The sequence below is a fragment of the Leptobacterium meishanense genome (genome assembly GCF_037645805.1).
In the GTDB taxonomy this organism is placed as follows: domain Bacteria; phylum Bacteroidota; class Bacteroidia; order Flavobacteriales; family Flavobacteriaceae; genus Leptobacterium_A; species Leptobacterium_A meishanense.
The window spans coordinates 141,392-165,590 of the sequence record NZ_JBBEXE010000006.1; the positions used below are offsets into that span (position 1 = coordinate 141,392).

The following is a 24,199-nucleotide window of genomic DNA, read 5'->3' on the forward strand; positions in this document are numbered from 1 at the left end:
GAAGTATAAAGCTGAATATGTAAAACCTAATTGATGATTAAGAAATCATAACCTCTGGCTTTAAACTTTCAACTTTTTTACTTTAATCTATTTTCTAAATGACCCGAATCCTTCTTTTATCAGACACACACAGCCATATTGATGAGCGGATGATAAAATACATGCAACAGGCTGATGAAGTGTGGCATGCAGGAGATATAGGAGATAGTGCTGTTACCGATGTAATAAAAGAGTTAAAACCCTTAAGAGCCGTTTATGGGAATATCGACGATGCAACAGCCCGAATGGAATTTCCTGAAAATGATCGGTTTATGTGTGAAGGTGTAGATGTATGGATAACACATATTGGTGGTTATCCGGACCAATATGACAGGCGTATTCGGGAAAAAATTAAAAAAGACCCTCCAAAGCTTTTTATTTGTGGGCATTCTCATATTTTAAAAGTAATCTATGATAAAGAACTAGGGCTGTTACATATGAATCCTGGGGCTGCCGGAAAACATGGATTCCACAAAGTCCGAACGATGCTCCAATTTGTTATTGACGGTAACGATATTAAAAACTTGGAAATTATAGAACTGGAACAACGAATATAAAAAAAGCCCGGATTTTCCGGGCTTTACGCACTAATATTTACTAAGATGTTAGGCTTATCGTAACCGGTCAACAGATTTTACGAGTGCTTCGTCCTTTTTGATGGCTTTATTGGCCAACACTAAAAAAACGATAGAAATAACCGGAAGAAGCATCCCAATACCCTTCTCAGAAACAATAGTTTCTCCGGATAGGTTTAGCGATCTTGTTACAAATATTCCTAGTAAAAAAAGGTTTAATATCATGTTCAATCTGTTCAACACAAATTGTAATTTTCTGTTTTTGTACAAAAAAATAGTTATAAAAGCCAATACAAGGCTTCCCGCAAACAATATCGAAAATACCATATTACTCTCGGCATATACTGCCTCTCCATCAGCATCATTCCATAATGGCATAAAAAAAGGAAGTACTCCCATTAATAGTACTACAATAAGCAGGTATAATGTCTGTATTCTTTGTATCATTTATTATTCACTATAAACACAGCAAAAATAAGTGTTCTTTTTTTAAAATAATACTTGATTGTTAAAATAAATTTGTATTATTGCGGTATCAAATCCACAATCTGGACGTTATCTTAGTTCGTTTGTACTTCAAAAAAATTCAACTTATTATTTTAAGTTTAGTGTTCTAAAACCCCAGTTTTAACTTATTAGTATTTCAATGTTTGAAATTTCAGATTTAAAAGAAAAGAAACTTACTGAATTACAGGAAATTGCGAAAAAATTGAATGTTCCTAAATTCAAGTCATTAAAAAAAATGGACTTAGTATATCAAATCTTAGATGTACAAGCTTCAAAACCTGTTTCCGCTAATCCCAGAAAAGAAGATATCTCAGCCTCTAAGAGTGAGACTCAAACTCAAAAAAAAACTCAGGCCAATAGACCCCGGGTGAAAAAAGCCAAGCCTTCTGATGAAGCTTCCAAAAGCATCCCTGAACAACAAAAACAACAAAGGGGCGAGGAAGTAAAAAACACACAAGAAAAGCCAAAAGAGGCTTATGAAAAGAAAGATAAAAAAGACTATCCACAAAAAAGGCAACAACATAGCAAAAGCCATCATAGCCAAAATGGAAACTCAAATAGCCACAAACACAAAGAAAATATAGACAAAGATAATTTTGACAGGGAAAAGAAAAACAGGTACCGCGATCCCGATTTTGAGTTTGATGGTATTATAGAAAGTGAAGGTGTCTTAGATATTATGCAAGACGGGTATGGTTTCTTACGGTCTTCAGATTACAACTACCTTTCTTCCCCTGATGACATCTATGTTTCTCAATCTCAAATACGTTTATTCGGGTTAAAATCAGGAGATACTGTTCTGGGAAATGTACGCCCTCCAAAAGAAGGAGAAAAATACTTTCCACTTATAAGGGTGAGCAAGATAAATGGTTTAGACCCCCAAGTAGTTAGGGATCGGGTTTCTTTTGAACATTTGACCCCTCTATTTCCTGAAGAAAAATTCAATATTGCAGAAAAACAAAGCGCTATATCCACACGGATTATGGACCTGTTTTCTCCTATAGGCAAAGGACAGAGAGGAATGATCGTATCTCAGCCAAAAACCGGAAAAACAATGTTGCTAAAAGACATTGCCAATGCTATTGCAGCAAACCATCCGGAGGTGTACCTTATCGCCCTATTGATTGATGAACGCCCCGAGGAAGTTACTGATATGCAACGCAATGTAAAAGGTGAAGTAGTAGCTTCTACATTTGATAAAGAAGCTCAGGAACATGTACGTATTGCCAACATTGTTTTAGAGAAAGCAAAGCGCTTGGTAGAATGTGGGCATGATGTTGTGATTTTATTGGACTCTATTACCCGTTTAGCACGGGCATACAACACTGTACAGCCCGCCAGCGGAAAGGTGCTTAGCGGAGGTGTAGATGCAAACGCATTACACAGGCCAAAACGATTTTTTGGTGCTGCCCGTAATATTGAAAACGGAGGGTCATTATCTATCATTGCCACTGCCTTGACAGAGACCGGTTCCAAAATGGATGAAGTTATCTTTGAAGAATTTAAAGGTACCGGTAATATGGAGCTTCAATTAGACAGACGAATTGCAAATCGAAGAATATTCCCTGCTATCGACCTTATTTCTTCTTCTACTCGTAGAGATGATTTATTGTTAGATGAGAATACACTGCAACGTATGTGGATCATGCGAAAGTATCTAGCAGACATGAATCCCGTAGAAGCGATGGAATTTATCTCCGATCGTATTAAGAAGACTATGAATAATGAGGAATTTTTAATGACAATGAACCAATAGAAATATATTTCATTAATTATAACAACAAAAAGAGGAACTTAAAGTTCCTCTTTTTTTAACCAGATTTTTATCTCTGACCATTTTAACTACGTTAGCTTATACACATTTGGCTATCTACGTATAGTTATTTATTAGTTAGGTTGTTCAATAATATATATTGTATCTAATAAAAAACAAAACATTATCTGTATACAAATCTATTGTACAATTTAGCATGCGACTAATAATATCGATAAACCCTTTTATAAAAACGATTATCGGTTTTTGCAATAGTAAAAAAGGTTGATACCTGTGGAAAAGCAGTTAAAAACTTAGGGTTTCTTTCTTGATAAGATGAAATTCTTTTATTATTTCATTTACAATAACAGCAACTGGTTTTATATCATGTATAAGGCCTGAAATCTGCCCTATTTCTAATTCCCCTTCATCTAAATCTCCTTCAAACATACCTCGTTTGGCACGGGCACGCCCCAATAATTCTTTTAATTGTTCCTTTGTAGGGTTTTGTGTATACAATTGCTCCAATTCTTGATAGAACTTATTCTTGAGCAATCGAACAGGTGCCAACTCTTTGAGGGTCAAAATCGTTTCTCCTTCCTCAGCTGCAACTACTTTTTGTTTAAAATTAATATGTGAAGAAGCTTCTTCACTAGCAACAAACCGACTGCCTATTTGCACTCCATCTGCACCTAAAACCATCGCTGCCAACATTCCCCTGCCAGTAGCAATGCCTCCCGCAGCAATCAATGGAAGCGTAATTTTTTCGCGCACCATTGGAATGAGGGTGAATGTAGTTGTCTCTTCCCTTCCGTTATGCCCTCCAGCCTCAAAACCTTCAGCTACTATAGCATCTACTCCTGCCTCCTGTGCTTTTAAGGCAAACTTTACGCTACTTACCACATGCACTACTGTAATCCCTTTTGCTTTTAGAAAAGGTGTCCATGTCTTAGGGTTTCCTGCTGAAGTAAACACAATCTTTACACCCTCTTCTACGATGATGTCCATGATTTTTTCAATATCGGGATACAACATTGGTACATTCACCCCAAAAGGTTTATCGGTAGCATTTTTGCATTTCTTTATATGCGTTCTAAGCACATCCGGATACATAGACCCTGCGCCTATCAACCCTAAAATACCAGAATTTGCTGCGGCTGCAGCTAATCGCCAACCACTTGCCCATATCATCCCGGCTTGAATGATGGGGTATTGTATATCAAAAAGTTTCGTGATTTTATTCTTCATTTCTCTATAAAAGTACTAAGAAATAACACCTGAACCTATTAATTCGTTATCAAGATACCAAGCTGCAAACTGCCCTTCGGTAATGGCGCTTTGCGGCACTTCAAAATCCACATAAAGTCCGGATGTTATTTTATAGAGTGTTGCATTTTGTAATGGCTGCCGATACCGTATACGTGCTTTTACTTTTAAGGATTCATCTGTTTTAAGCGTTAAATCTTTCCGCACCCAGTGCAATTCATCTTCACGAATAAATAAGGCTCGTCGAAACAATCCGGGATGTTCTTTTCCTTGTCCGGTATAGATAATATTTTCTTCCACATCTGTATCAATCACAAAAAGAGGCTCTATAGTACCTCCTACATTCAAACCTTTTCGTTGTCCCTTCGTAAAATAATGTGCTCCTTGATGTTTCCCTACTTCTTTTCCTGATGTTAAATTATAAGCAATTTTTTCAGCATGAAAAGCCAATTCAATCTCTTTGCTCTCAAAATCAGGGGTTTCACGATAGTACTTTTGATATTCTGAAGAAACTTCTATTATTTTTCCTTCTCTGGGGCGTAGCTTCTGTTGGAGAAACTCAGGCAATCGAACTTTACCAATAAAGCACAATCCTTGAGAATCACGTTTATCGGCTGTGACCAAACCTTCCTTTGTGGCTATTTCACGAACTTCAGGTTTCGTTAATTCCCCTATTGGGAATAACGTTTTAGATAACTGTCCTTGAGAAAGTTGGCATAAAAAATAAGATTGGTCTTTGTTCTTATCTTTTCCGGAAAGCAGTCTATATATTTCCTTTCCATCTTTTCTGATAGTACCCTTTCTACAATAATGGCCAGTAGCCACATAATCAGCACCTAAACTAAGGGCTATTTTTAAAAATACGTCGAATTTTATTTCGCGATTGCACAATACATCCGGATTGGGCGTACGTCCTCTTTCATATTCATTGAACATATAATCAACTATCCGTTCTTTATATTCTCTGCTTAGATCGACTGTTTGAAATGGGATTCCTAACTTCTCTGCTACGATCATTGCATCGTTACTGTCCTCCAACCAAGGGCACTCATCTGAAATGGTCACAGAATCATCATGCCAATTCTTCATAAAAAGGCCAATAACATCATATCCTTGTTCTTTTAAAAGATAGGCTGCTACGCTAGAGTCCACTCCTCCTGATAATCCAATAACAACTCGTTTCATAGTTTTTTCTGTAGTGCAAATTTATGAAAACATATAATTTCTAACTCTTTTTAGTTAAATGATAAATGATTGATTTAATATTTTTTGTTTAAATAAATATATCAAAAAAATAGACATTATATATTTTTATTATTTATAAAGCATTATGTATCAAAATGTTAATGTATTTATAAAATCGATAAACTGCATATTTCTATTTATTTTTTTGTTTAATTATTATATAATTTTGTTAAACAATAAATATTAAATCAATAATAATGAAAACCACTGCAAAAATTATCAGATTGCCCTTTTTAGTCATTCTGGCATGTATCTTCTCCTCATGTAGTAATGATGATGACAATAATATGGTTACTGAAGATGCTATGACCATAGCGGAAATTGCTTCAGAAACAGACGACCTAAGCAGCCTAGTAGCCGCTCTAGAGCGCGCCAATTTAGTAAGTGTATTAAATGGTAACGATGAGTTTACTGTTTTCGCGCCAACAAATGCTGCATTTGAGGCATTTCTCAACGGGACACCATTAGAAAATGTACCGGTAGCAGATTTACAACAAATCTTATTAAATCACGTAATTGCGGGAAAAAATGTAGCATCCTCATTAACTACCGGTTACTTTAATTCAGAATCAACAGCTGGAGTAAATGGCAACAAATTGAGTTTATACATCAATACCGTCTCAGGAGTTGAAATTAACGGCATTTCATCTGTTATTGAAAATGGTGCTGACATAGAAGCTTCTAATGGTATTATCCATATCGTAGATGCCGTTATAGGCCTTCCAAATATTGTTGACTTTGCTACCACAAATGATGCATTAACAAACTTAGTGGCCGCACTTACCGATGAAGGAAGTACTGTTTTTACTGATTTATTAGCATCGGAAGGGCCTTTTACGGTATTCGCCCCCAGCAATGATGCGTTCATTTCTTTCTTAAATGGCATTGATCTTAATGCTGTTGACAACGCCCTCTTGGCCAATTTATTGGCAAACCATGTGATTACAGGCGCCGGACTGCTATCTACTGATTTATCCAACGGGTATACAAATACTGCTGCTGTAAACAGTGATAATGATTTTTTAAGCCTTTATGTAAACATTGATGAAGGGGTTGTATTAAACGGTTCCAGTACAGTAATTATAGCAGATATTGTTGCTACTAATGGTATTATACATGTCATAGATGCAGTAATTGATTTGCCTAGTGTAGTAACATTTGCCGGCGCCGATCCTACTTTTGATTCACTTGTAGAAGCACTAACAAGAGGGGATCAACCAGATTTTGTTAGTGTACTATCAGGTACTACCGATGCACCTTTCACTGTATTTGCTCCTGTAAATGATGCTTTCCAAGCCCTACTGGACAGCAACAATGATTGGAACTCACTTGCAGACATTGATGGTACATTGCTAACAAGTGTACTACAACACCACGTAATAGCAAATGCAAACATAAGAGCCGAAGATTTAAGCGACGGGCTCACTTCCCCAGCTACTCTTGAAGGTGATGCATTGTTATTTAATATAGGAACCGATGTAACTATAACAGATGGCGCAGGAAATACAGGTATACGTGTTATAGCAACGAATGTACAAGCCACTAATGGAGTAATACACGCAGTAGATACTGTATTGATACCAGATACTATGAATTAAGCAATAATTTAGCTTGTTCCATGGCAATAAACCCAAAAGGTTTAGTTAGCCTATAAAAAGAGAGCGGAGAGTTTGAATATAAACTACCGCTCTCTTTATGTTTTATAATAGCTTTTAAAAAACTACTTCTTTTTATTTCGTGTTTTTTTCTGCTCTTCTGCCTGTTTCATCATCTCTTGCATTTTTTGCTGAAAACGCCCTTTCTTTTTAGGTTTTTTCTTGTTCTCTTCTATCTTCGCGTGGATCCTGTTTTCATCAATAATATAATTTTTGATCACCAACATGATAAAAATAGTAATCAAGTTAGAGATGAAATAATATAAACTTAGCCCACTCGCATAATTATTAAAGAACACCAACATTAATAGGGGAGACAAATACATAATGAACTTCATATTGGGCATTCCCGGCTGTTGTGTTTGCATGGTCTGCCCTGTAGTCATCGTCATGTAAATAAAAATAGCAATGGATGCTAAAATTGGGAATAAGCTCACATGATCACCATAAAAAGGGATTTTAAAAGGCAATTCAGCAATCACATCATATGAAGACAGGTCTTCTGCCCATAAAAATGACTTCTGCCTAAGGGCAAAAGCTGTTGGGAAAAACATGAACAACGCATAGAAAATAGGTAGTTGCAGCAATGCCGGAATACACCCGCTCATTGGGTTTACCCCTGCTTTTCCATACAGTTTCATGGTTTCCTGCTGGCGTTTCATAGCTTCGTCCTTGTATTTTTCATTAATTTCATTGATTTCCGGACGCAACACTTTCATCTTTGCCTGCGATAAATAAGATTTATAGGTTACTGGAGACAATAATAATCTAACAAGAATGGTCATTACAATAATAGCAATCCCATAAGGAAGGAAGCCACTCAACCAATTATATACCGGTGTAAATACATGCTTGTTGATCCATCCAAAAATCCCCCAGCCAAATGGAATAGAATCATCCAAATTAAGATCCTTATACTTCTGAAACACCTTTACATCCGTAGGACCGTAGTACCAATGCATTTTATGGTTCAACTCTCCTCCATTAAGTGCTAACGGGGCACTCGTTGTGTATGTTTTTGTCCATCGGGTTTCTTTGCTTTCCTCCCCGTCCACATGATCTTCCGAAGTTAGCTTTGCTGTTTTAAAAGGACTGTCAGCCACTAAAATAGCACTAAAAAAATGTTGACGGTACGATATCCATTTCACATTAGCCTCTGTTTCTTCATCGGCTCCTGTGGGGCTTAGCTTAGCTGTTTTCCCTCCTTCGTAATCATACGTTAACCGGGTATATCTATTTTCATAGGTAACACTCTTGGAATGCCGTATCCCTTTTTGCTTCCAGTCCAAAACTATGGGCTGAGAACTATTTAGCAATCCGTCCAGCCCTTGTGAACGGATGGTGAAATCAATTAAATAATCGTCGGGTTTTAATTCGTACCGGTATTCCAAAAACTGCGTTTCCGATACCTTCAACTTCATAGAAAGCACCTTATTTTCTCCATTTTGAGAAACAGTAGGCTCAAAATACAGGTCTTGCGTATTTAATATCCGGTTATCGGTAGTGCCAAAATTAATATTGAAAGACGCATTGTTTTCATTTACTAAGTATACAGGAATGGAATCGTAGGTGACATAATCCTTCATACGGGCTTTTACTATTTGCCCCCCTTTGTTACTGATTTCCATATACACCTTTTCATTTTCGAAAACGGTGACCCCTTCTTTGGCAGAAGGTAATGTTGCAGAATATCCAAAAGCCCCGAGTGCAGTTTTATATTGGGCCACAGTAGCCGAGTCCTGGAGGTTCACCACTGTCTCCTTTTCAGGGGTTTCTGTAATAACAGGCGCTTCTTCTTTTGCTTTTTCTACTTGCTCTTGCTTTACTTTTTGGGCTTCTATTTCTTCAGGGGTAGGCTGGTTTTGATAAAAGTACCACAGTATAATCAATCCTATCAGCACGAAACCGATAATGGAGTTGATATCAAACTTTTTTTCTTCCATATGATGAATTCTTGTTCTGGAGGCTTTTGCTTTTACTCTTTAAAAGCTAGCAAAGATATCTCCAAATATTATTTTTATGCCATTCTGGCGGTTGTTTTTTCTTTTTTGTACTTCAATGCTGCTCCTACAAAAGCTACAAATAATGGATGTGGGCTAGCCACTGTACTTTTATATTCAGGATGGTATTGCACCCCTATAAACCAAGGGTGGCTAGGCAATTCCACAATTTCTACCAAGCCCGTATCAGGATTTAACCCGGTAGCAACAAGTCCCGCTGTTTCTATTTGTTCTTTATAGCTATCATTAAACTCATAGCGGTGACGATGGCGTTCAGAAACCTGTTTTTCACCATATACCTCATGTACAATACTATCTGCTTTCAACTCACAGTCCCAAGCCCCTAAACGCATGGTACCGCCTTTATCGGTTACCTCTTTTTGGGTTTCCATCAGGTCGATCACCGGATGTGGTGTACCGGGGTCCATTTCTGTGGAATTAGCGCCTTTTAATCCCAGTACATTTCTGGCAAACTCGATCACCGCCATTTGCATCCCCAAACAAATTCCTAAGAAAGGGATGTTATGCTCGCGTGCATATTTTACGGTACTGATCTTCCCTTCTATACCGCGTTCCCCAAAACCGGGAGCTACCAAAATACCATCTAAATGGGCTATTTTCTCGGCAATCGTTTTCTCATCTATATATTCGGAATGGATGGACTCTACATTCACCTTTACTTCATTGGCAGCCCCTGCATGGATGAATGCCTCTAAAATGGACTTATACGAATCCTGCAATTCTACATATTTCCCTACCAAGCCAATAGTTACCTGATGTTTTGGGTTTTTATGGCGCTTTAAAAACTCGTTCCATTGGGTAAGGTCCGGTTGCGAATCATCCGGTAAGGCAAGCTTTTTCAAAGCCACTTTGTCCAAGCCCTCTTGCAGTATTAAATTCGGAACGTCGTATATAGTCGATGCATCTATCGATTGTATCACTGCTTCGCGCTTCACATTGCAGAACAATGCCAATTTATCACGCAGGTCATCCGAAAGTTCATGCTCGGTACGGCATACTAAAATGTCTGCCCGTATCCCGCTCTCCATTAAGGTTTTAACGGAATGCTGCGTGGGTTTGGTTTTCAATTCACCGGCAGCCGATAGGAACGGCACCAGCGTTAAATGCACCACAATGGCATTGTTATCGCCCAGCTCCCAAAGCAATTGCCGTACGGCTTCAATATAGGGCAATGACTCGATATCGCCCACCGTTCCCCCAATTTCTGTAATGATAATATCGTATTCGCCTGTCTTTCCCAGTAGTTGAACGCGTTCTTTTATCTCATTGGTAATATGCGGGATTACCTGTACGGTCTTCCCTAAAAACTCCCCTCTCCGCTCTTTCTCAATCACGCTTTGGTAGATCCGGCCGGTAGTTACATTATTGGCCTGTGAGGTGCGCACATTTAAAAAGCGTTCATAGTGACCAAGGTCAAGGTCGGTTTCCGCTCCGTCATCCGTCACATAACATTCGCCATGTTCATAGGGGTTTAAGGTTCCGGGATCTACATTAATGTACGGGTCTAGTTTTTGAATGGTGGTTTTGTACCCACGTGCCTGTAACAACTTAGCGAGCGAGGCTGCAATGATCCCCTTTCCCAAGGAAGAGGTTACCCCGCCTGTTACAAAAATATATTTGGTCGTAGCCATGGAATATGCGTTATGCTATTAACGCGCACAAAAATACGAATTGCCAACGGATAATGGAAACGTGCAGGTGGAATTATTTAATTATGAAGTGTCATTCCAGACCCTATACAGGGCAAGGGTGAAAAATCCAATTGCAAGAATAACAGCGTTAATATTTTTTTGAGATTTCTCCCCCTGATAGTCCATCAGGGTCGAAATGACGTGTACTAAATAACCTGATGGTTTAAAAACTCCCAGTTGGGATTAAAAGCGGTTATCAATGCATTTTTCTTCTCTCTTCGCCACTTTTTAAGCTCTTTTTCTCGCTTTATGGCCTCATTGCTATCCTCAAAGCCTTCATAGTACAATAAATAATAACAATTATATTTCCCTGCAAATGATTTTTTAGCATATTGACTATCAAAATAATGCTGTGAAAGCCGCCGTTGAATATCATTGGTCACGCCTATATAAAGTGTGGTCTTATTGCTATTTGTTGTTATGTAAACAAAGTACTTGTATAGCATAGCGATAAAAGTAGGAAAAATAGCTTGTATTGTTTTTGAATGGGAAGAATGTATATTAGATCTCTCAGTTGCTTTGCTCCTTCGAGATGACCAGGGGTTTTTTAAATAAAATACAAATGTCATTTCGAACCCTTTGCGGAGGCAAAGGTGAGAAATCTAGACAATAGTATAATAGAGTTCATTTTTTTTGAGATTCTCAGTTGCTTTGCTCCTTCAAGATGACCAGAGGTTTTTAAATAAAATACAAATGTTATTTCGAGTCCCTTGCGGAAGCAAGGGTGAGAAATCTAACTAAAGATGTAATAAGGTTTTGTGCTTTTTGAGATTTCTCCCCCGATATCCATCGGGGTCGAAATGACTAGGTGTTGGGATATAATTTTTGGATGTTCCGGATAAGGTGCTCCAGGCCATTGGTTTTTATTTCATAGACGGATTGCAGCATATCGCCCAGTTTTCCTTTCGGGAACCCTTTTTGCTGGAACCAGGTAAGATAGGCCACCGGCAAATCAATAAGATATCGATCTTTATATTTCCCAAAGGGCATTTTGTACCAGGCAAGTGTTATAAGGTGGTCTTTGTTCACAGGTGGTTCCATAGGGTAAAATTAGGAATGTGATTTTATATGGATTATTGAGTATTTTTAAATAGTTTTAAGTTGGGGGTCTCCACTAGCAAAGGATGCTAGCGGGAGCGAGGGGCGTAGTGCTTATAAGCATTCTTCTACTAATTGTTTATATAATTTTGATTGACCACCAGATCCAGGTAAAAAATTATCTCTGTTAAAGTCTGCATCAGTCAAATTTGATTTATCTAAAAGATCTTTATAATATTTTTTTTCGACTATAGAACCTATTTTTCCAGGCTCTACATAAGCGTCCTTAAAAAACCTCATTAAAGCTAAAAACCCTGTTGATTTGTTTAAAATCATTTCACGTTCAACTTTCCACCAAGCATCCGGCCATCTTTCTTGAACTGCATCGAAAAATTCCCATATTATTTTAGCAATATCTCCATCTTTTTCTTCGATAAATAAATTTCTTAATGGTCTTCTTTCTAACTCTTTACCTTCAAATTTATCAGGTGTTTTACCTTTTTTGTATGTATTTCTGTCATCCATAGGATCTTTTGAGAGAAAGTCAATTAATTTTTCAGAAAAGGTTGCCTGTGTAATAGTTTCCTTTTCCTTATCGTCGGCAGTACCTAATATTTTAATTTTATCTTTAAATGGTGAACCTTCTTTTTGATTTAATGCTCTTATGATGTTATGACAAGTTTTCTGTGGACTACGAAATTTAGCAAAAGCAAATAAGTCAGCAACTAGGGATCTATTTACTTTAGTTTGAGTTTTATTAATAGTTGCGAATACTATTGCCTGATCTTCCAGCTCCATTTCAATAAAGATTGTGACATTTACGTCAAAATCACTTCCTTTGCCTTCAAAGTCTTCCAAGCCAGCAATTCTATGCTGACCATCCAAAACTTTGGCTACATTGTCTCTAAAGGGTAGAAACATTATATGATTATCAGAGTCATATTCGACATCTTCCTCCTTTATATGCAATATAACAGAAGAAGGAAATGTGGCATCAACTAAATTGACATATTTGCCTAGCTCTCTAACTCTGTTTTTTGATAATTCTCTTTGTATTCCAGAGTATACTTCAACTTCTCTCTTTTCATCACCAACTTCTAATCTTCTGATATCAGCATATGATATTTTAACAAGGGCATCATGTTGCATGACTCCTATGTAGAATTTACCAATAGGTTGTTTAACCTCTAAACACTTTATTTCAATTCTTTGGTCTTCTGGCTTTATCATACTTTATAGTTGTTTTAGAATATCTTCAATACCTTGTTTTTGTGACGCAATTACATCAATTTTACGATGATTAAGTAAATTGGAATAGTAGTAAAGACCAAGTGTAACTAAAAATAAAACACCAGATGAATATTTTACAAATGTTATGTCATTATTAGTATTTGAAAGTTTCCAAGCATAAAATATTGAAACTGCTAATATTAACAATCCGCTCACTAATAAAAGAACAGAGTTTAAATCAGTATTTCTAACTTTATATGTATAGAATATATAGGCACTTGCAGTTAATAGGGAAGCACTATAAAGATAAAATTGTCCATCTATAAAAAATATGTTCCAACCTTCCCACGCATTGTAGTTCGCCACATAAAAAAGCAAACCCAACAGAAGAGGAAGAAGATTGCCAATTAAACTCACAATACAAAATATTGCTGTTTGTTGATGTTCTTTCATTCTAAAAATTCTTGATTATTAATTCCTTAACTTTAATTTTTTCTTTTTTGCAAGATATAAATCTATAAGCACTGCATTCAATTATTTCCCAATTGTTATATAAAGTTCTAATATCTTCAAGATCTGCATTTGATATTACAACTTTACATCCTTTCTGGGATTGGGCTTGAGCAAATTCAGCTAATTCTTCTTGTGAATTTTGATCAAATTTGTCCAACGTATAATGATTAAAATATGCTGTATCAGATAGTTTAGGGTAAGGTGGATCTAAATAGATCAAATCCCCGTCTTGCGTTGAATTATCAATACTATCATAATAATCAAAAGATAGGTTAGCTGTCTTCAATTTCTCACTAACATCTCTTAAATGTTCAAGACTTGAGAAAGCTGGATTTGCTTTGCCAAATGGGACATTGTATTTCCCAGATTTATTGACTCTATAAATTCCGTTAAAAGAGGTTCTATTTAAAAATACAAATCGGATGGCTTGTTCAAGAGTTTGATCTCCACTATATTTATTGAATTTATCACGAATATCATAATAAAGTTTTTCTTTTATTGGTGTTTTAAATTCGGATAATCCATTAAAAATGGAATCAGGATCATTTTTGATTTGTTGATAACAATTTATAAGGTTAGGATTTAAATCAGATAAAAATGACTGGTTGAAATCACTCTTTAAAAAAAATGATGCTCCTCCCAAAAATGGTTCAAAGAATCGGTCAATATTACTCAAATCCAGATTTGAAAAAATTTCATTTATCAGATTTTGTTTACCACCAGCCCATCTAATAAACGGTTTCAAGCTTTTATTCTCTTTTTTCAGATCTAAATTTATTTCTTCTTTCATAAATGTTTCTTCGCATTATACCCAACGTAGGGCTACATACCATTGAATTTAGCCTTATTATATTATATACGCCTACAAATCTAAGCTATTTTTAATAAAATGAATACCCCTACAAAAAAAGTAATTGATTACGGTAAAACTGTAGTTTTATAAAAAAGCGTCATTTCGACTCCGATGGATATCGGAGGAGAAATCTCATTAAACCAGCAACCCGTAAAAAAATAGATTTCTCTCCCACGCTACCCACGAAGGATTCGAAATGACCCTTACGTTTATACATAGAGGGTTAAAGAGAACTCATTTTCAACTAGCATAACTCAAAAATATTCCAGAATTTTGCAGCATGAAAGATTCGCCCACCGCGCTAAAGAATATGGGGCATATTGCCCTAGAGCAATTAAGTGATTATTTGGCCGATAGCCAACAAGGAACCCATCCTGTATTGGTGCAACGCCCCATTACCGAAATTGCTGCGCAACTGCAATTGGAAAAGTGGCTGAAGGACGGCGGTATGGACAGTGCCCATTTTGCTGGTTTCCTAAAAGCGTACCTGGAAAATTCACAGCACCTGCACCACCCGAAATTTATCGGACATCAAGTATCGGCACCGCATTATGCAGCAGGCATAGCCGATTTTATCCACGGTATCATTAACAACCCGATGGCCATTTACGAAATGGGGCCTTCAGCAGCTACTATTGAAAAGGTACTCGTCAACTGGATGTTGCAAAAAGTAGGTTGGTTAAAAGGCGATAGCCTTACCGAGGCAGATTCTTCAAAAACACAAGGAGACGGCGTGTTTACCCATGGGGGGTCCGTCGCTAATTTAACAGCCCTGTTAGCCGCGCGTGCTAAAATAGCCCCGGATGCCTGGACGGAGGGTAACCCAAGCGACCTGGCCGTGATGGCACCGGAGGTATCGCACTACTCTATTGCCCGTACGGTTTCCATCATGGGAATGGGCAGCAAAGCGATTGCCCCGGTAAGGGTGAACGAAAAAGAAGTATTGGACCCTGATAACCTGTACCCGGTATATCAGCAATTAAAAGCAGAAGGGAAACGGGTGATGGCTGTAGTGGCAAACGCTTGTGCCACTTCTACCGGTTTGTATGACCCGATAACGGAAATTGGGCTTTTCTGTAAAGAAAATGGGCTTTGGTTCCATGTGGACGGCGCACACGGCGCCGCAGCATTGATCTCCGAAAAAGAACGCGGGTTGCTAAAAGGTGCTGAAATGGCCGATTCCATGATTTGGGATGCGCACAAAATGATGCAGACTTCTTCGCTTTCTACAGCGGTGTTGTTCAAAGATTATAAAGCACTTCATCACACGTTTAACCAGAAAGGAAGCTATCTGTTTTTTGAAAAAGACCAGATTGGTGTGGATGTCATCTCAAAAGCGGTTGAATGCACCAAAGCAGCTTTGGGCACCAAACTCTTCCTTGCGTTGGCGGTAACGGGCGAAAAGGGCATGGCAGAATTTATTGAAGGACGATATGCTATTACAAAGGCGTTCCATGACCTTATACACAACCATCCGGATTTTGAATGTCCGTACTATCCGGAATCCAATGTGTTGTGTTTCCGTTATACCAAGTATGGGTTGGACAACGATTTTCAGTTAAAAATACGCAACGAACTGGTGAAACGCGGTAATTTCTTTATTACTTCTTCTATTGTAAATGACATTCGCTATTTACGTATTTCGGTAATGAATGAAGGTACCAACAAGGAACATATTCAAGAGTTGTTGCTTGATATTGAACACGTAGCAGCCGATCTGATAAATAGAAAAGTATAAAAAAGGAATACTCCTGTCAATTCGAGCGTCCGCCCGTTCCGTCGGACGGGCAGTCGAGAATTCTATTTTGTTAATGATAACGAAAAAGTGTTTCATCCCAATGCCATCGGGACAACCAATGTTAACTCTTTTTAGAGCTTTACTTTTAATTCTAGCCTGTAGATAAATTACCGTTCCGGAATACTTTTCAAAATCTCCAATGTATACTTCCAGAATTTTTGAACGGAAGAAATGCTTACCCGCTCATCGGGGGAATGTGCCCCTTTTATGGTTGGCCCATAACTGATCATGTCCATTTCAGGGTAGTTTTGTCCCAAAATACCACATTCCAGCCCTGCATGACAGGCTACTACCCGAGGTTTGCTACCAAACAGTTCTTCATATTTGGTTGCCAATACATGCAGTATGGGGGAATCCACATTGGGTGTCCATCCGGGATAACTTCCGGTGAAGCGTACCTCACAACCTGCCAGTTCAAAAGCAGCCCTTATGGTATTTGCTATATCCATTTTTGCCGATTCCACTGAAGAACGTGTAAGGCACGCTACCTGAATTTTTCCGTCTTTAACCAAAACACGGGCAACGTTGTTGGAGGTTTCTACCAAGTCATCCATATCGGCACTCATGGCATATACCCCATTTTGAACAGCATAGATGGCTCTGGTAATGCCTTCCTGTACACCGAGCTCCATTACTTTTTCAGGCAGATCGACTGCTACTGCTCCTATTTTTAAAACAGGCTCCGTTGTTTTTAATTCTTTTTTTATAGTGGTTGCCAACTGGTTAAATTCAAACAGAAAAGCATCGTGCTGCACTTTATCTACGATGACAATGGCAAAACTCTCTCTTGGAATCGCATTTCGGAGCCCGCCACCATCAATTTCGGCAATGCGCAATCCAAAACTCTCAAACCCGTCAAAAAGCAAACGGTTCATTATTTTATTGGCATTCCCCAATCTACAGTGAATGTCCATGCCACTATGCCCTCCTTGCAGGCCAGAAATACTAATTTTATATGCAATTGCCCCTTCCGGAACGGCTTCTTCTTTGTATGTCCGTTCAGCGGTGATATCGATCCCTCCGGCACAGCCAATATCAATTTCGTCATCTTCTTCGGTATCAAGGTTCAGTAAAATTTCTCCGGAAAGCACTCCTTCTTTTAGGCCCATGGCACCCGTCATCCCGGTTTCTTCATCAATCGTAAACAAAGCTTCAATGGCCGGATGTGGAATATCATTGCTTTCCAATATCGCCATGATGGCAGCCACTCCCATTCCATTGTCGGCTCCCAGTGTAGTGCCTTTGGCCTTTACCCAATCACCATCAATGACCATTTCAATACCTTGTGTTTCAAAATCAAACACGGTATCCGAATTTTTTTGGTGCACCATATCCAAATGCGATTGCATTACTACCGTTTTTCGGTTTTCCATCCCCGCAGTAGCCGGTTTTTTGATAATTACATTGCCTACCTCATCTTTGAAGGTTTCCAGTCCTAGTTGTTTTCCAAAGTCAAGCATAAATGCAATGACTTTTTCTTCCTTTTTGGAAGGTCTTGGCACAGCATTGAGGTCAGCAAATTTAGTCCATACTTGTTGGGGAGAAAGGTTTCGGATATCGGTACTCATCTGCTTTATTTTTATTTCACCGACAAATGTAGCCATTGTATGCCGGATTATGGGCAATTTATTTATTTTTGGCACATGACCAAACGAATGCAAACCATTATTGCGGTTTCTATTTTTCCACAAATAGTGATCGTGAAGCAACTTGCAAAATATCCGGAATTTATTGAAGCCTATTACAGCAATGGAGTTTATCCGTACCTGTCAAAAGGTTTTCGGTTTATTTTTGGTTGGGTCCCTTTTTCCGTAGGGGATATTTTTTATACCATTGCCGGTATTTTAATTATTCGTTTTCTGATCCGGAAAGGTTGGATGTTTTTTTATGAGACTAGGAATTTCTTCAGGGAAGTCTTTGTTGTGATCTCTATGCTTTATTTTATTTTCCATCTATTTTGGGGAATGAATTACTACCGATTGCCCGTTTCTGAGACTTATAATCTGAATGAAGACTATACTGAAGAAGCTTTAATGAATTTCACTGACCGCCTTGTTAATAAAGCAAACGAAGTACACCTGAGCATTACCAAAAATGATACAGTAATGGTAACCATCCCTTACACAACCAAAGAAATTTACCGGATGGCTGTTTCAGGATATGATCAATTGGAGAAAAATATCCCAGATTTGGCCTATCGCCCGGCAAGCATAAAGTCATCATTGTATAGTACTATGCTCACCTATATGGGTTATGGAGGTTATCTAAACCCTTTTACTCATGAGGCACATGTAAATAGGGTTGCATTTAGCTATAAGTACCCAACCGTTACTTGTCACGAATTAGCACACCAACTTGGTTATTCAGCAGAGAACGAAGCAAATTTTATCGGTTATCTGGCCGCCGTGAATAATGATGATATTTATTTTAAGTATTCCGCTTATGTGTACAGCCTTAGATATTGCCTAGGGGAAATTAAGAGAAGGGATGAAAACAAATTCAGGGAGGTGACTGCAAAGATCAATCCGGGAATTATTAAGAATTATATTAATGTCGCCAATTTTTGGAGCAAATATGACAATAGGGCCGAACCTATCTTTAAAAATTCATTCGACACTTTTTTAAAGGCCAATAACCAAAAAGAGGGCATCAAAAGCTATAATTATGTAATTGCACTCCTCGTCAACTACCATGAAAGCACACCACTATAAATGTTAAAAAAAGCTAAACAGGTGTTTCCTTCCTATCATTTGTATTATTTTTAGGGACTTTAAAAAATTACTAATCAACTATACATCTTATGAGAAAAAAAATATGGATGATCTTCTTTGTATGTTGTAGCCTGTCAGTTTTTTCACAGGAATACTTCCCAAAGAATGATGGTGTTAAAACAGTTAACAATAACTACACCGCTTTCACAAACGCCAAAATATTTGTAACCCCTACACAGGTTATTGAAAACGGGACCCTGCTTATCCAAAATGGAAAAGTAATCGCCTCTGGCACAACCGTTTCTATTCCGCAAAACAGTGTCGTAATTGATTTAAAAGGAAAATATATATATCCTTCTTTTATTGATATCTACGCTGATTTTGGTGTGGAAAAGCCAAAAAGAAATTCTAATTTTGGAAGGACTTCGCAATACGATGCTACCCGTGAGGGTTTTTATTGGAATGACCATGTAATGCCGGAAAACAAAGCTATTGAAAAGTTTAAATACGATAGTAAAAAAGCTGATGAGCTTATAAAAGCAGGTTTTGGAACTATCAATACACACATCCCTGATGGAATTGTAAGAGGAACCAGTGTCTTAGTTGCCCTAAACAACAAAGATGACAACAGTAAACGGATATTGGACCAACATGCTGCGCAGCATTTATCTTTTTCAAAAAGTATTGCATCCAATCAAAACTACCCTACCTCACTGATGGGGGCTATGGCACTATTGAGACAGTTCTATAATGATGCTGCTTGGTATGAAAAAGGAAATGCGTCCACAAAAGACTTTTCTATTGAAGCATTGTTAAAAAACAGAACCCTTCCGCAAATATTTGACGCAGGGGACAAACTAAATGGGCTCCGTGCCGATAAAATTGCTGATGAATTTGGCTTAAATTATATCATTAAAGGAAGTGGTAATGAGTTTGAACGCATCAATGAAGTGAAACAGACCAATGCCCGTTATATTATCCCTATAAAATTTCCGGATGCTTATGATGTAACTGATCCATATAGTGCCAGTAAAGTATCCCTTTCTGATATGCGCATGTGGAACCAGGCACCTTCTAACCTTGCAATATTGGCAAATAATGGTGTTTCTTTTGCTTTAACGACTGCAGATCTAAAAAAGGTTTCTGACTTTAAAGCTAACTTATTAAAGGCTATCGAATATGGTTTTGATAAAACCAAAGCATTAGAAGCATTGACCACCATTCCTGCAAGCTATTTAGGAAAGTCTAATGAGATTGGAACTCTTAAAAGTGGTGCTTATGCCAATTTCCTGATCACATCAGGGGATGTTTTTGATAAAGGGTCAACACTTTATGAAAACTGGGTGCAGGGAAATAAGAACGTTATTACCGATATGAGCATCAAAGATATTCGGGGAACATATGATTTAACCGTCGCAGGAGATTCTTATTCTTTGACCATCAAAGGAGAACTACCGAAGTTGTCATCTGAAATCAAACAAGATTCTACAAAAATTGAATCTAAGATGAGCTATGAAAATGGTTGGGTCAATATCTTCTATACACCAATAGATGAAAATAAAACAGAATTCGTTCGTCTTACAGCTGCTGTAACAAGCAATGATAATTTAGAAGGGAATGCTGTGCTTAACAATGGAGTAGCGACTACTTGGTATGCCAACAAAAAAGAAGCCCCTGAAAAAGAAGAAACCAAAAAGGATGGCAAAAAAGATGATGATATCACACTACTTCCTGTTACCTATCCCAATAAGCCCTACGGGTTTAAAGAAATGCCCAAACAGGAAACCATCTTATTTAAAAATGCTACTGTCTGGACCAATGAAGAACAAGGTATCTTAAAAAATGCCGATGTGTTGGTGAAAAATGGCAAAATTGCTGCTGTTGGCACTAATCTTTCTGAAAGTGGTGCTAAAGTGGTTGACGCTACAGGGAAACACCTTACTTCTGGAATTATTGATGAACATTCTCATATTGCTGCTGCTGCTATCAATGAAGCAGGCCATAATTCTTCTGCTGAAGTGAGCATTGACGATGTAGTGGATTCTGAAGACATTGATATCTACAGAAACCTTTCAGGGGGTGTTACCGCTATCCAAATCCTTCATGGTTCTGCGAACCCTATAGGAGGGCGTTCTGCACTCATCAAATTAAAATGGGGAGAAGACCCTGAAGATCTGTTGATAAATAATGCCCCTAAGTTTATAAAATTTGCATTGGGAGAGAATGTGAAACAATCCAACTGGGGTGATATCGAGCGAGTCCGGTTTCCACAAACCCGTATGGGTGTAGAACAAGTGTATATGGACTATTTTCAACGGGCAAAAGAGTATGATAACAAATGGAAAAAATACAATGCACTATCCTCTAAAGCAAAAGCACGTACAAAAGCCCCTAGGTATGATATTGAAATGGAAACTTTAGCTGAGATCATTAATAAAGAACGGTTCATATCATGCCATTCATATGTACAAAGTGAAATCAATATGCTCATGAAAGTTGCTGAAAGGTTCAATTTTAACATCAACACATTTACTCATATCCTGGAAGGTTATAAAGTAGCCGATAAAATGGCAGAACATGGTGCGGGAGGCTCTACTTTCTCTGATTGGTGGGCCTATAAATATGAAGTAAATGATGCTATTCCATACAATGCAGCAATTATGCACAATGCAGGTGTTACTGTGGCCATTAACTCAGACGACGCTGAAATGTCCCGAAGATTGAACCAAGAGGCAGCCAAGACCGTGAAATATGGTGGTGTATCTGAAGAAGAAGCATGGAAATTTGTTACACTAAACCCTGCTAAATTACTTCATCTTGATGACCGTACAGGGAGCATAAAAGTTGGTAAAGATGCTGACTTAGTTTTATGGAGCGAGCACCCGATGTCTATTTATTCTATTGCTGAAAAAACTATGATTGAAGGGATTGTATATTATGATTATGAGCAAATGAAGCAAATGAAAAATGAAATAGACAAAGAACGTAATCAACTGATTAACATGATGATACAAGCAAAGAATAAAGGAATGAAAACACAAGCACCTAAAAAAGAGGTGAAAGAACATTTACATTGTGATTCCTTATAAACCAAAAACAAAGAATTAAGATGAAAAATATAAAATATACAAAATTAGCTATTCTGTTTCTCTTTTCAGTAGCTATATGGTCACAACAAGCACCTGCTCCAAAACAGCCCGCAGCTACATTGATTATTGGGGCAACTGCCCATATTGGAAACGGACAAGTTATTGAAAACAGTGCTATTGGTTTTGATAATGGGAAAATTACCTATGTAGGGAACCAAAACAATGTCTCACAAGGTGATTATAAATATATAATTGACGCTACCGGAAAACATGTATACCCAGGGTTTATAGCTGCAAATAGCTCGCTAGGACTCGTAGAAATTGATGCTGTACGTGCTACGGACGATGATTCTGAAATAGGTGGCCTCATTCCACACGTAAGAAGCATTATTGCCTACAATGCTGAATCTAAAATTGTAGAAAGCATGCGCCCAAATGGCATACTACTTGCACAAGTGGCCCCTCGTGGGGGAAGAATATCCGGAACATCTTCTGTAGTACAACTGGATGCCTGGAATTGGGAAGAAGCTGCTATCAAAACAGATGATGCTATTCATATGAACTGGCCTAACAGTTTTGTAAGAGGTCGTTGGTGGCTAGGTGAAGATCCGGGCTTGAAGCCTAATAAGAAATATACAGAGCAGGTAGATGAATTAAAAACTTTTCTGAAGCAGGCCAAAGCCTACCTACAAGGCAGTCGATCACCAAAAAACCTTCCCTTTGAAGCCGTAGAAGGGTTATTCACGGGAAAGCAAAAATTATACGTAAATGCTGATGGTGAAAAAGAAATCACAGATGCAGTATATTTTTCCGAAAGCTTAGGTATCACAAACTTGGTTATTGTCGGAGGTGATGAAGCCGATAAAGTAGCCAAACTACTTGCACAAAAAAACATTCCGGTACTTTTAAGCCGTCCACACAGGCTTCCCGGAAAAGAAGATGACAATGCAAAACAGCCTTTCATGTTGGCCAAATTACTGGTTGAAGAAGGTGTTCTTGTCAGCATAGAGCCTAGTGGCCGGATGGAACGTATGAACACACGAAACCTGCCTTTCTATGCAGGATCTTTTGCTGCCTATGGATTGGATAAAGAAAAAGCCGTTCAAATGATTACAGGAGATGCTGCAAAAATATTAGGCATTGATGATTTTGCAGGTACACTTGAAGTAGGAAAAGATGCTACTTTGTTTGTCTCAGAAGGAGATGCTCTAGATATGAGGACAAACCGATTGTCTTATGCTTTTATCCAAGGGCGTAAAATAAGCTTGGAAACTCACCAAACCAAACTGTGGAAGCGTTATGTAGAACGATTGAGCAGAGAGTAATATGATAATACACATTTATCAAAAGCCCGAATCATTTTATTCGGGCTTTTGATTTTTAATCTTATTTTTGTTTATAAAATTCTTTCATTGAAACAAATCACCAGCATTCAAAATCCTTTAATAAAACAAACCCTAAAACTCAAAGATAAACCTAGAGAGCGTAAAAAATTGGGGTTGTTTATCATTGAAGGAATTAGAGAAATTTCACTGGCCATAAAAAACGGTTATGAAATTGAAAAACTATTATTTTGTCCGGATTTGTGCGCTTGGGAAACACTTTCTCAAATTTTTACCGATGAAGAAAAACACATCGAACTAACCAAAGAAGTCTATCAAAAAATAGCCTATCGTGAAACTACAGAGGGTATCATTGCTATTGCAAAAGCAAAAACTCACGAATTAAGTTCATTGACCTTCAAGAATAGAAATCCGCTGATTTTAGTCGCCGAAGCACCCGAAAAACCTGGTAACATTGGGGCATTATTGCGTACCGCTGATGCTGCAGGCCTTGATGCTGTTATTATTGCAAATCCTAAAACCGATTTGTACAACCCTAATATCATCCGGTCTAGTGTAGGGGGTGTTTTCACCAATCAGATTGTTATGGGGAGTACTTATGAAATTATTTCGTTCTTGAAAGAAAAAGATATTCATATCTATTGTGCCGCCTTATCAGCATCTGTTCCTTATTATACCATTGATTACAAAAAGCCTACAGCTCTCGTTGTAGGCACAGAAGCTACCGGATTAAATGACGAATGGTTACAGAACGCCTCAAAAAATATTATTATCCCCATGCAAGGGAAGATTGACTCTATGAACGTTTCTGTTTCTGCGGCAATCCTTATTTTTGAAGCTAAAAGACAACGAAATTTTAACTGACACAAATC

19 protein-coding genes are annotated in these 24,199 nt (G+C 37.9%); 8 read left to right on the forward strand and 11 right to left on the reverse strand.

The features are described from left to right. Window positions 1–98: 98 nt before the first annotated feature. The gene (locus WBG21_RS08000; protein WP_340076643.1) at window positions 99–596 is read left to right on the forward strand and encodes a metallophosphoesterase family protein; all 498 of its coding nucleotides are present in this window, start codon (window positions 99–101) and stop codon (window positions 594–596) included. A 54-nt stretch (window positions 597–650) separates the two neighbouring features. Here WBG21_RS08000 and WBG21_RS08005 read toward each other — a convergent pair whose 3' ends face one another. Beyond that, the gene (locus WBG21_RS08005) at window positions 651–1,061 is read right to left on the reverse strand and encodes a DUF4293 domain-containing protein (RefSeq protein ID WP_340076645.1); all 411 of its coding nucleotides are present in this window, start codon (window positions 1,059–1,061) and stop codon (window positions 651–653) included. A 199-nt stretch (window positions 1,062–1,260) separates the two neighbouring features. On the opposite strand from WBG21_RS08005, the gene rho reads away from it, so the two are divergent. Further along, window positions 1,261–2,877: a transcription termination factor Rho gene (gene rho / locus WBG21_RS08010; RefSeq protein ID WP_340076647.1), complete on the forward strand. Its 1,617-nt coding sequence runs from the start codon at window positions 1,261–1,263 to the stop codon at window positions 2,875–2,877. Between the two features lie 303 nt (window positions 2,878–3,180). On the opposite strand, the gene WBG21_RS08015 is transcribed toward rho, so the two are convergent. Both WBG21_RS08015 and mnmA read right to left on the reverse strand, forming a co-directional pair. Next, window positions 3,181–4,122, reverse strand: a complete 942-nt coding sequence (locus WBG21_RS08015; protein ID WP_340076649.1) for an NAD(P)H-dependent flavin oxidoreductase — start codon at window positions 4,120–4,122, stop codon at window positions 3,181–3,183. Window positions 4,123–4,137: 15 nt separating this feature from the next. Beyond that, window positions 4,138–5,325 (reverse strand): tRNA 2-thiouridine(34) synthase MnmA, encoded by a 1,188-nt coding sequence (mnmA, locus tag WBG21_RS08020; protein WP_340076651.1) that lies wholly within the window; start codon window positions 5,323–5,325, stop codon window positions 4,138–4,140. 257 nt (window positions 5,326–5,582) lie between these two features. On the opposite strand from mnmA, the gene WBG21_RS08025 reads away from it, so the two are divergent. Continuing rightward, on the forward strand, window positions 5,583–6,983 hold the full coding sequence (locus WBG21_RS08025; protein ID WP_340076653.1) for a fasciclin domain-containing protein: 1,401 nt from the start codon (window positions 5,583–5,585) through the stop codon (window positions 6,981–6,983). Between the two features lie 122 nt (window positions 6,984–7,105). Here the strand turns inward: WBG21_RS08025 and yidC are convergent, their stop codons facing one another. The 7 genes from yidC to WBG21_RS08060 form a co-directional block, all read right to left on the reverse strand. Next, window positions 7,106–8,983: a membrane protein insertase YidC gene (gene yidC / locus WBG21_RS08030; protein WP_340076655.1), complete on the reverse strand. Its 1,878-nt coding sequence runs from the start codon at window positions 8,981–8,983 to the stop codon at window positions 7,106–7,108. A gap of 74 nt (window positions 8,984–9,057) precedes the next feature. Then, a complete protein-coding gene (locus WBG21_RS08035; protein ID WP_340076657.1) occupies window positions 9,058–10,692 on the reverse strand; it encodes a CTP synthase in 1,635 nt (544 codons plus the stop codon). A gap of 206 nt (window positions 10,693–10,898) precedes the next feature. Next, window positions 10,899–11,198, reverse strand: a complete 300-nt coding sequence (locus WBG21_RS08040) for a GIY-YIG nuclease family protein (protein ID WP_340076659.1) — start codon at window positions 11,196–11,198, stop codon at window positions 10,899–10,901. Between the two features lie 358 nt (window positions 11,199–11,556). Continuing rightward, a complete protein-coding gene (locus tag WBG21_RS08045; RefSeq protein WP_340076661.1) occupies window positions 11,557–11,793 on the reverse strand; it encodes a DUF3820 family protein in 237 nt (78 codons plus the stop codon). A gap of 111 nt (window positions 11,794–11,904) precedes the next feature. Beyond that, window positions 11,905–13,020 (reverse strand): DGQHR domain-containing protein, encoded by a 1,116-nt coding sequence (locus tag WBG21_RS08050; protein ID WP_340076663.1) that lies wholly within the window; start codon window positions 13,018–13,020, stop codon window positions 11,905–11,907. Window positions 13,021–13,023: 3 nt separating this feature from the next. After that, the gene (locus WBG21_RS08055; RefSeq protein ID WP_340076665.1) at window positions 13,024–13,473 is read right to left on the reverse strand and encodes a hypothetical protein; all 450 of its coding nucleotides are present in this window, start codon (window positions 13,471–13,473) and stop codon (window positions 13,024–13,026) included. A gap of 1 nt (window position 13,474) precedes the next feature. After that, entirely contained in the window at window positions 13,475–14,323 is an 849-nt protein-coding gene (locus tag WBG21_RS08060; RefSeq protein ID WP_340076668.1) for a DNA adenine methylase, read from the reverse strand. Window positions 14,324–14,834: 511 nt separating this feature from the next. Here WBG21_RS08060 and WBG21_RS08065 point away from each other — a divergent pair. Continuing rightward, window positions 14,835–16,124 carry a pyridoxal phosphate-dependent decarboxylase family protein gene (locus WBG21_RS08065; RefSeq protein WP_340076910.1) on the forward strand — a complete coding sequence of 430 codons (1,290 nt, stop codon included), beginning with the start codon at window positions 14,835–14,837 and terminating at the stop codon, window positions 16,122–16,124. Window positions 16,125–16,291: 167 nt separating this feature from the next. Here the strand turns inward: WBG21_RS08065 and WBG21_RS08070 are convergent, their stop codons facing one another. Continuing rightward, window positions 16,292–17,752 (reverse strand): aminoacyl-histidine dipeptidase, encoded by a 1,461-nt coding sequence (locus WBG21_RS08070; protein WP_340076911.1) that lies wholly within the window; start codon window positions 17,750–17,752, stop codon window positions 16,292–16,294. 39 nt (window positions 17,753–17,791) lie between these two features. Between WBG21_RS08070 and WBG21_RS08075 the strand changes: the two genes are divergently transcribed. The 4 genes from WBG21_RS08075 to WBG21_RS08090 all read left to right on the forward strand — a co-directional run bounded on the left by WBG21_RS08075 (window position 17,792) and on the right by WBG21_RS08090 (window position 24,191). Continuing rightward, window positions 17,792–18,895, forward strand: coding sequence for a DUF3810 domain-containing protein (locus WBG21_RS08075; RefSeq protein WP_340076670.1), 1,104 nt, complete (start codon window positions 17,792–17,794; stop codon window positions 18,893–18,895). Window positions 18,896–18,984: 89 nt separating this feature from the next. Continuing rightward, window positions 18,985–21,984, forward strand: coding sequence for an amidohydrolase family protein (locus WBG21_RS08080; RefSeq protein ID WP_340076672.1), 3,000 nt, complete (start codon window positions 18,985–18,987; stop codon window positions 21,982–21,984). A gap of 20 nt (window positions 21,985–22,004) precedes the next feature. Next, window positions 22,005–23,309 carry an amidohydrolase family protein gene (locus WBG21_RS08085; protein WP_340076674.1) on the forward strand — a complete coding sequence of 435 codons (1,305 nt, stop codon included), beginning with the start codon at window positions 22,005–22,007 and terminating at the stop codon, window positions 23,307–23,309. Between the two features lie 87 nt (window positions 23,310–23,396). Next, entirely contained in the window at window positions 23,397–24,191 is a 795-nt protein-coding gene (locus tag WBG21_RS08090; protein WP_340076677.1) for a TrmH family RNA methyltransferase, read from the forward strand. Window positions 24,192–24,199: the final 8 nt, after the last annotated feature.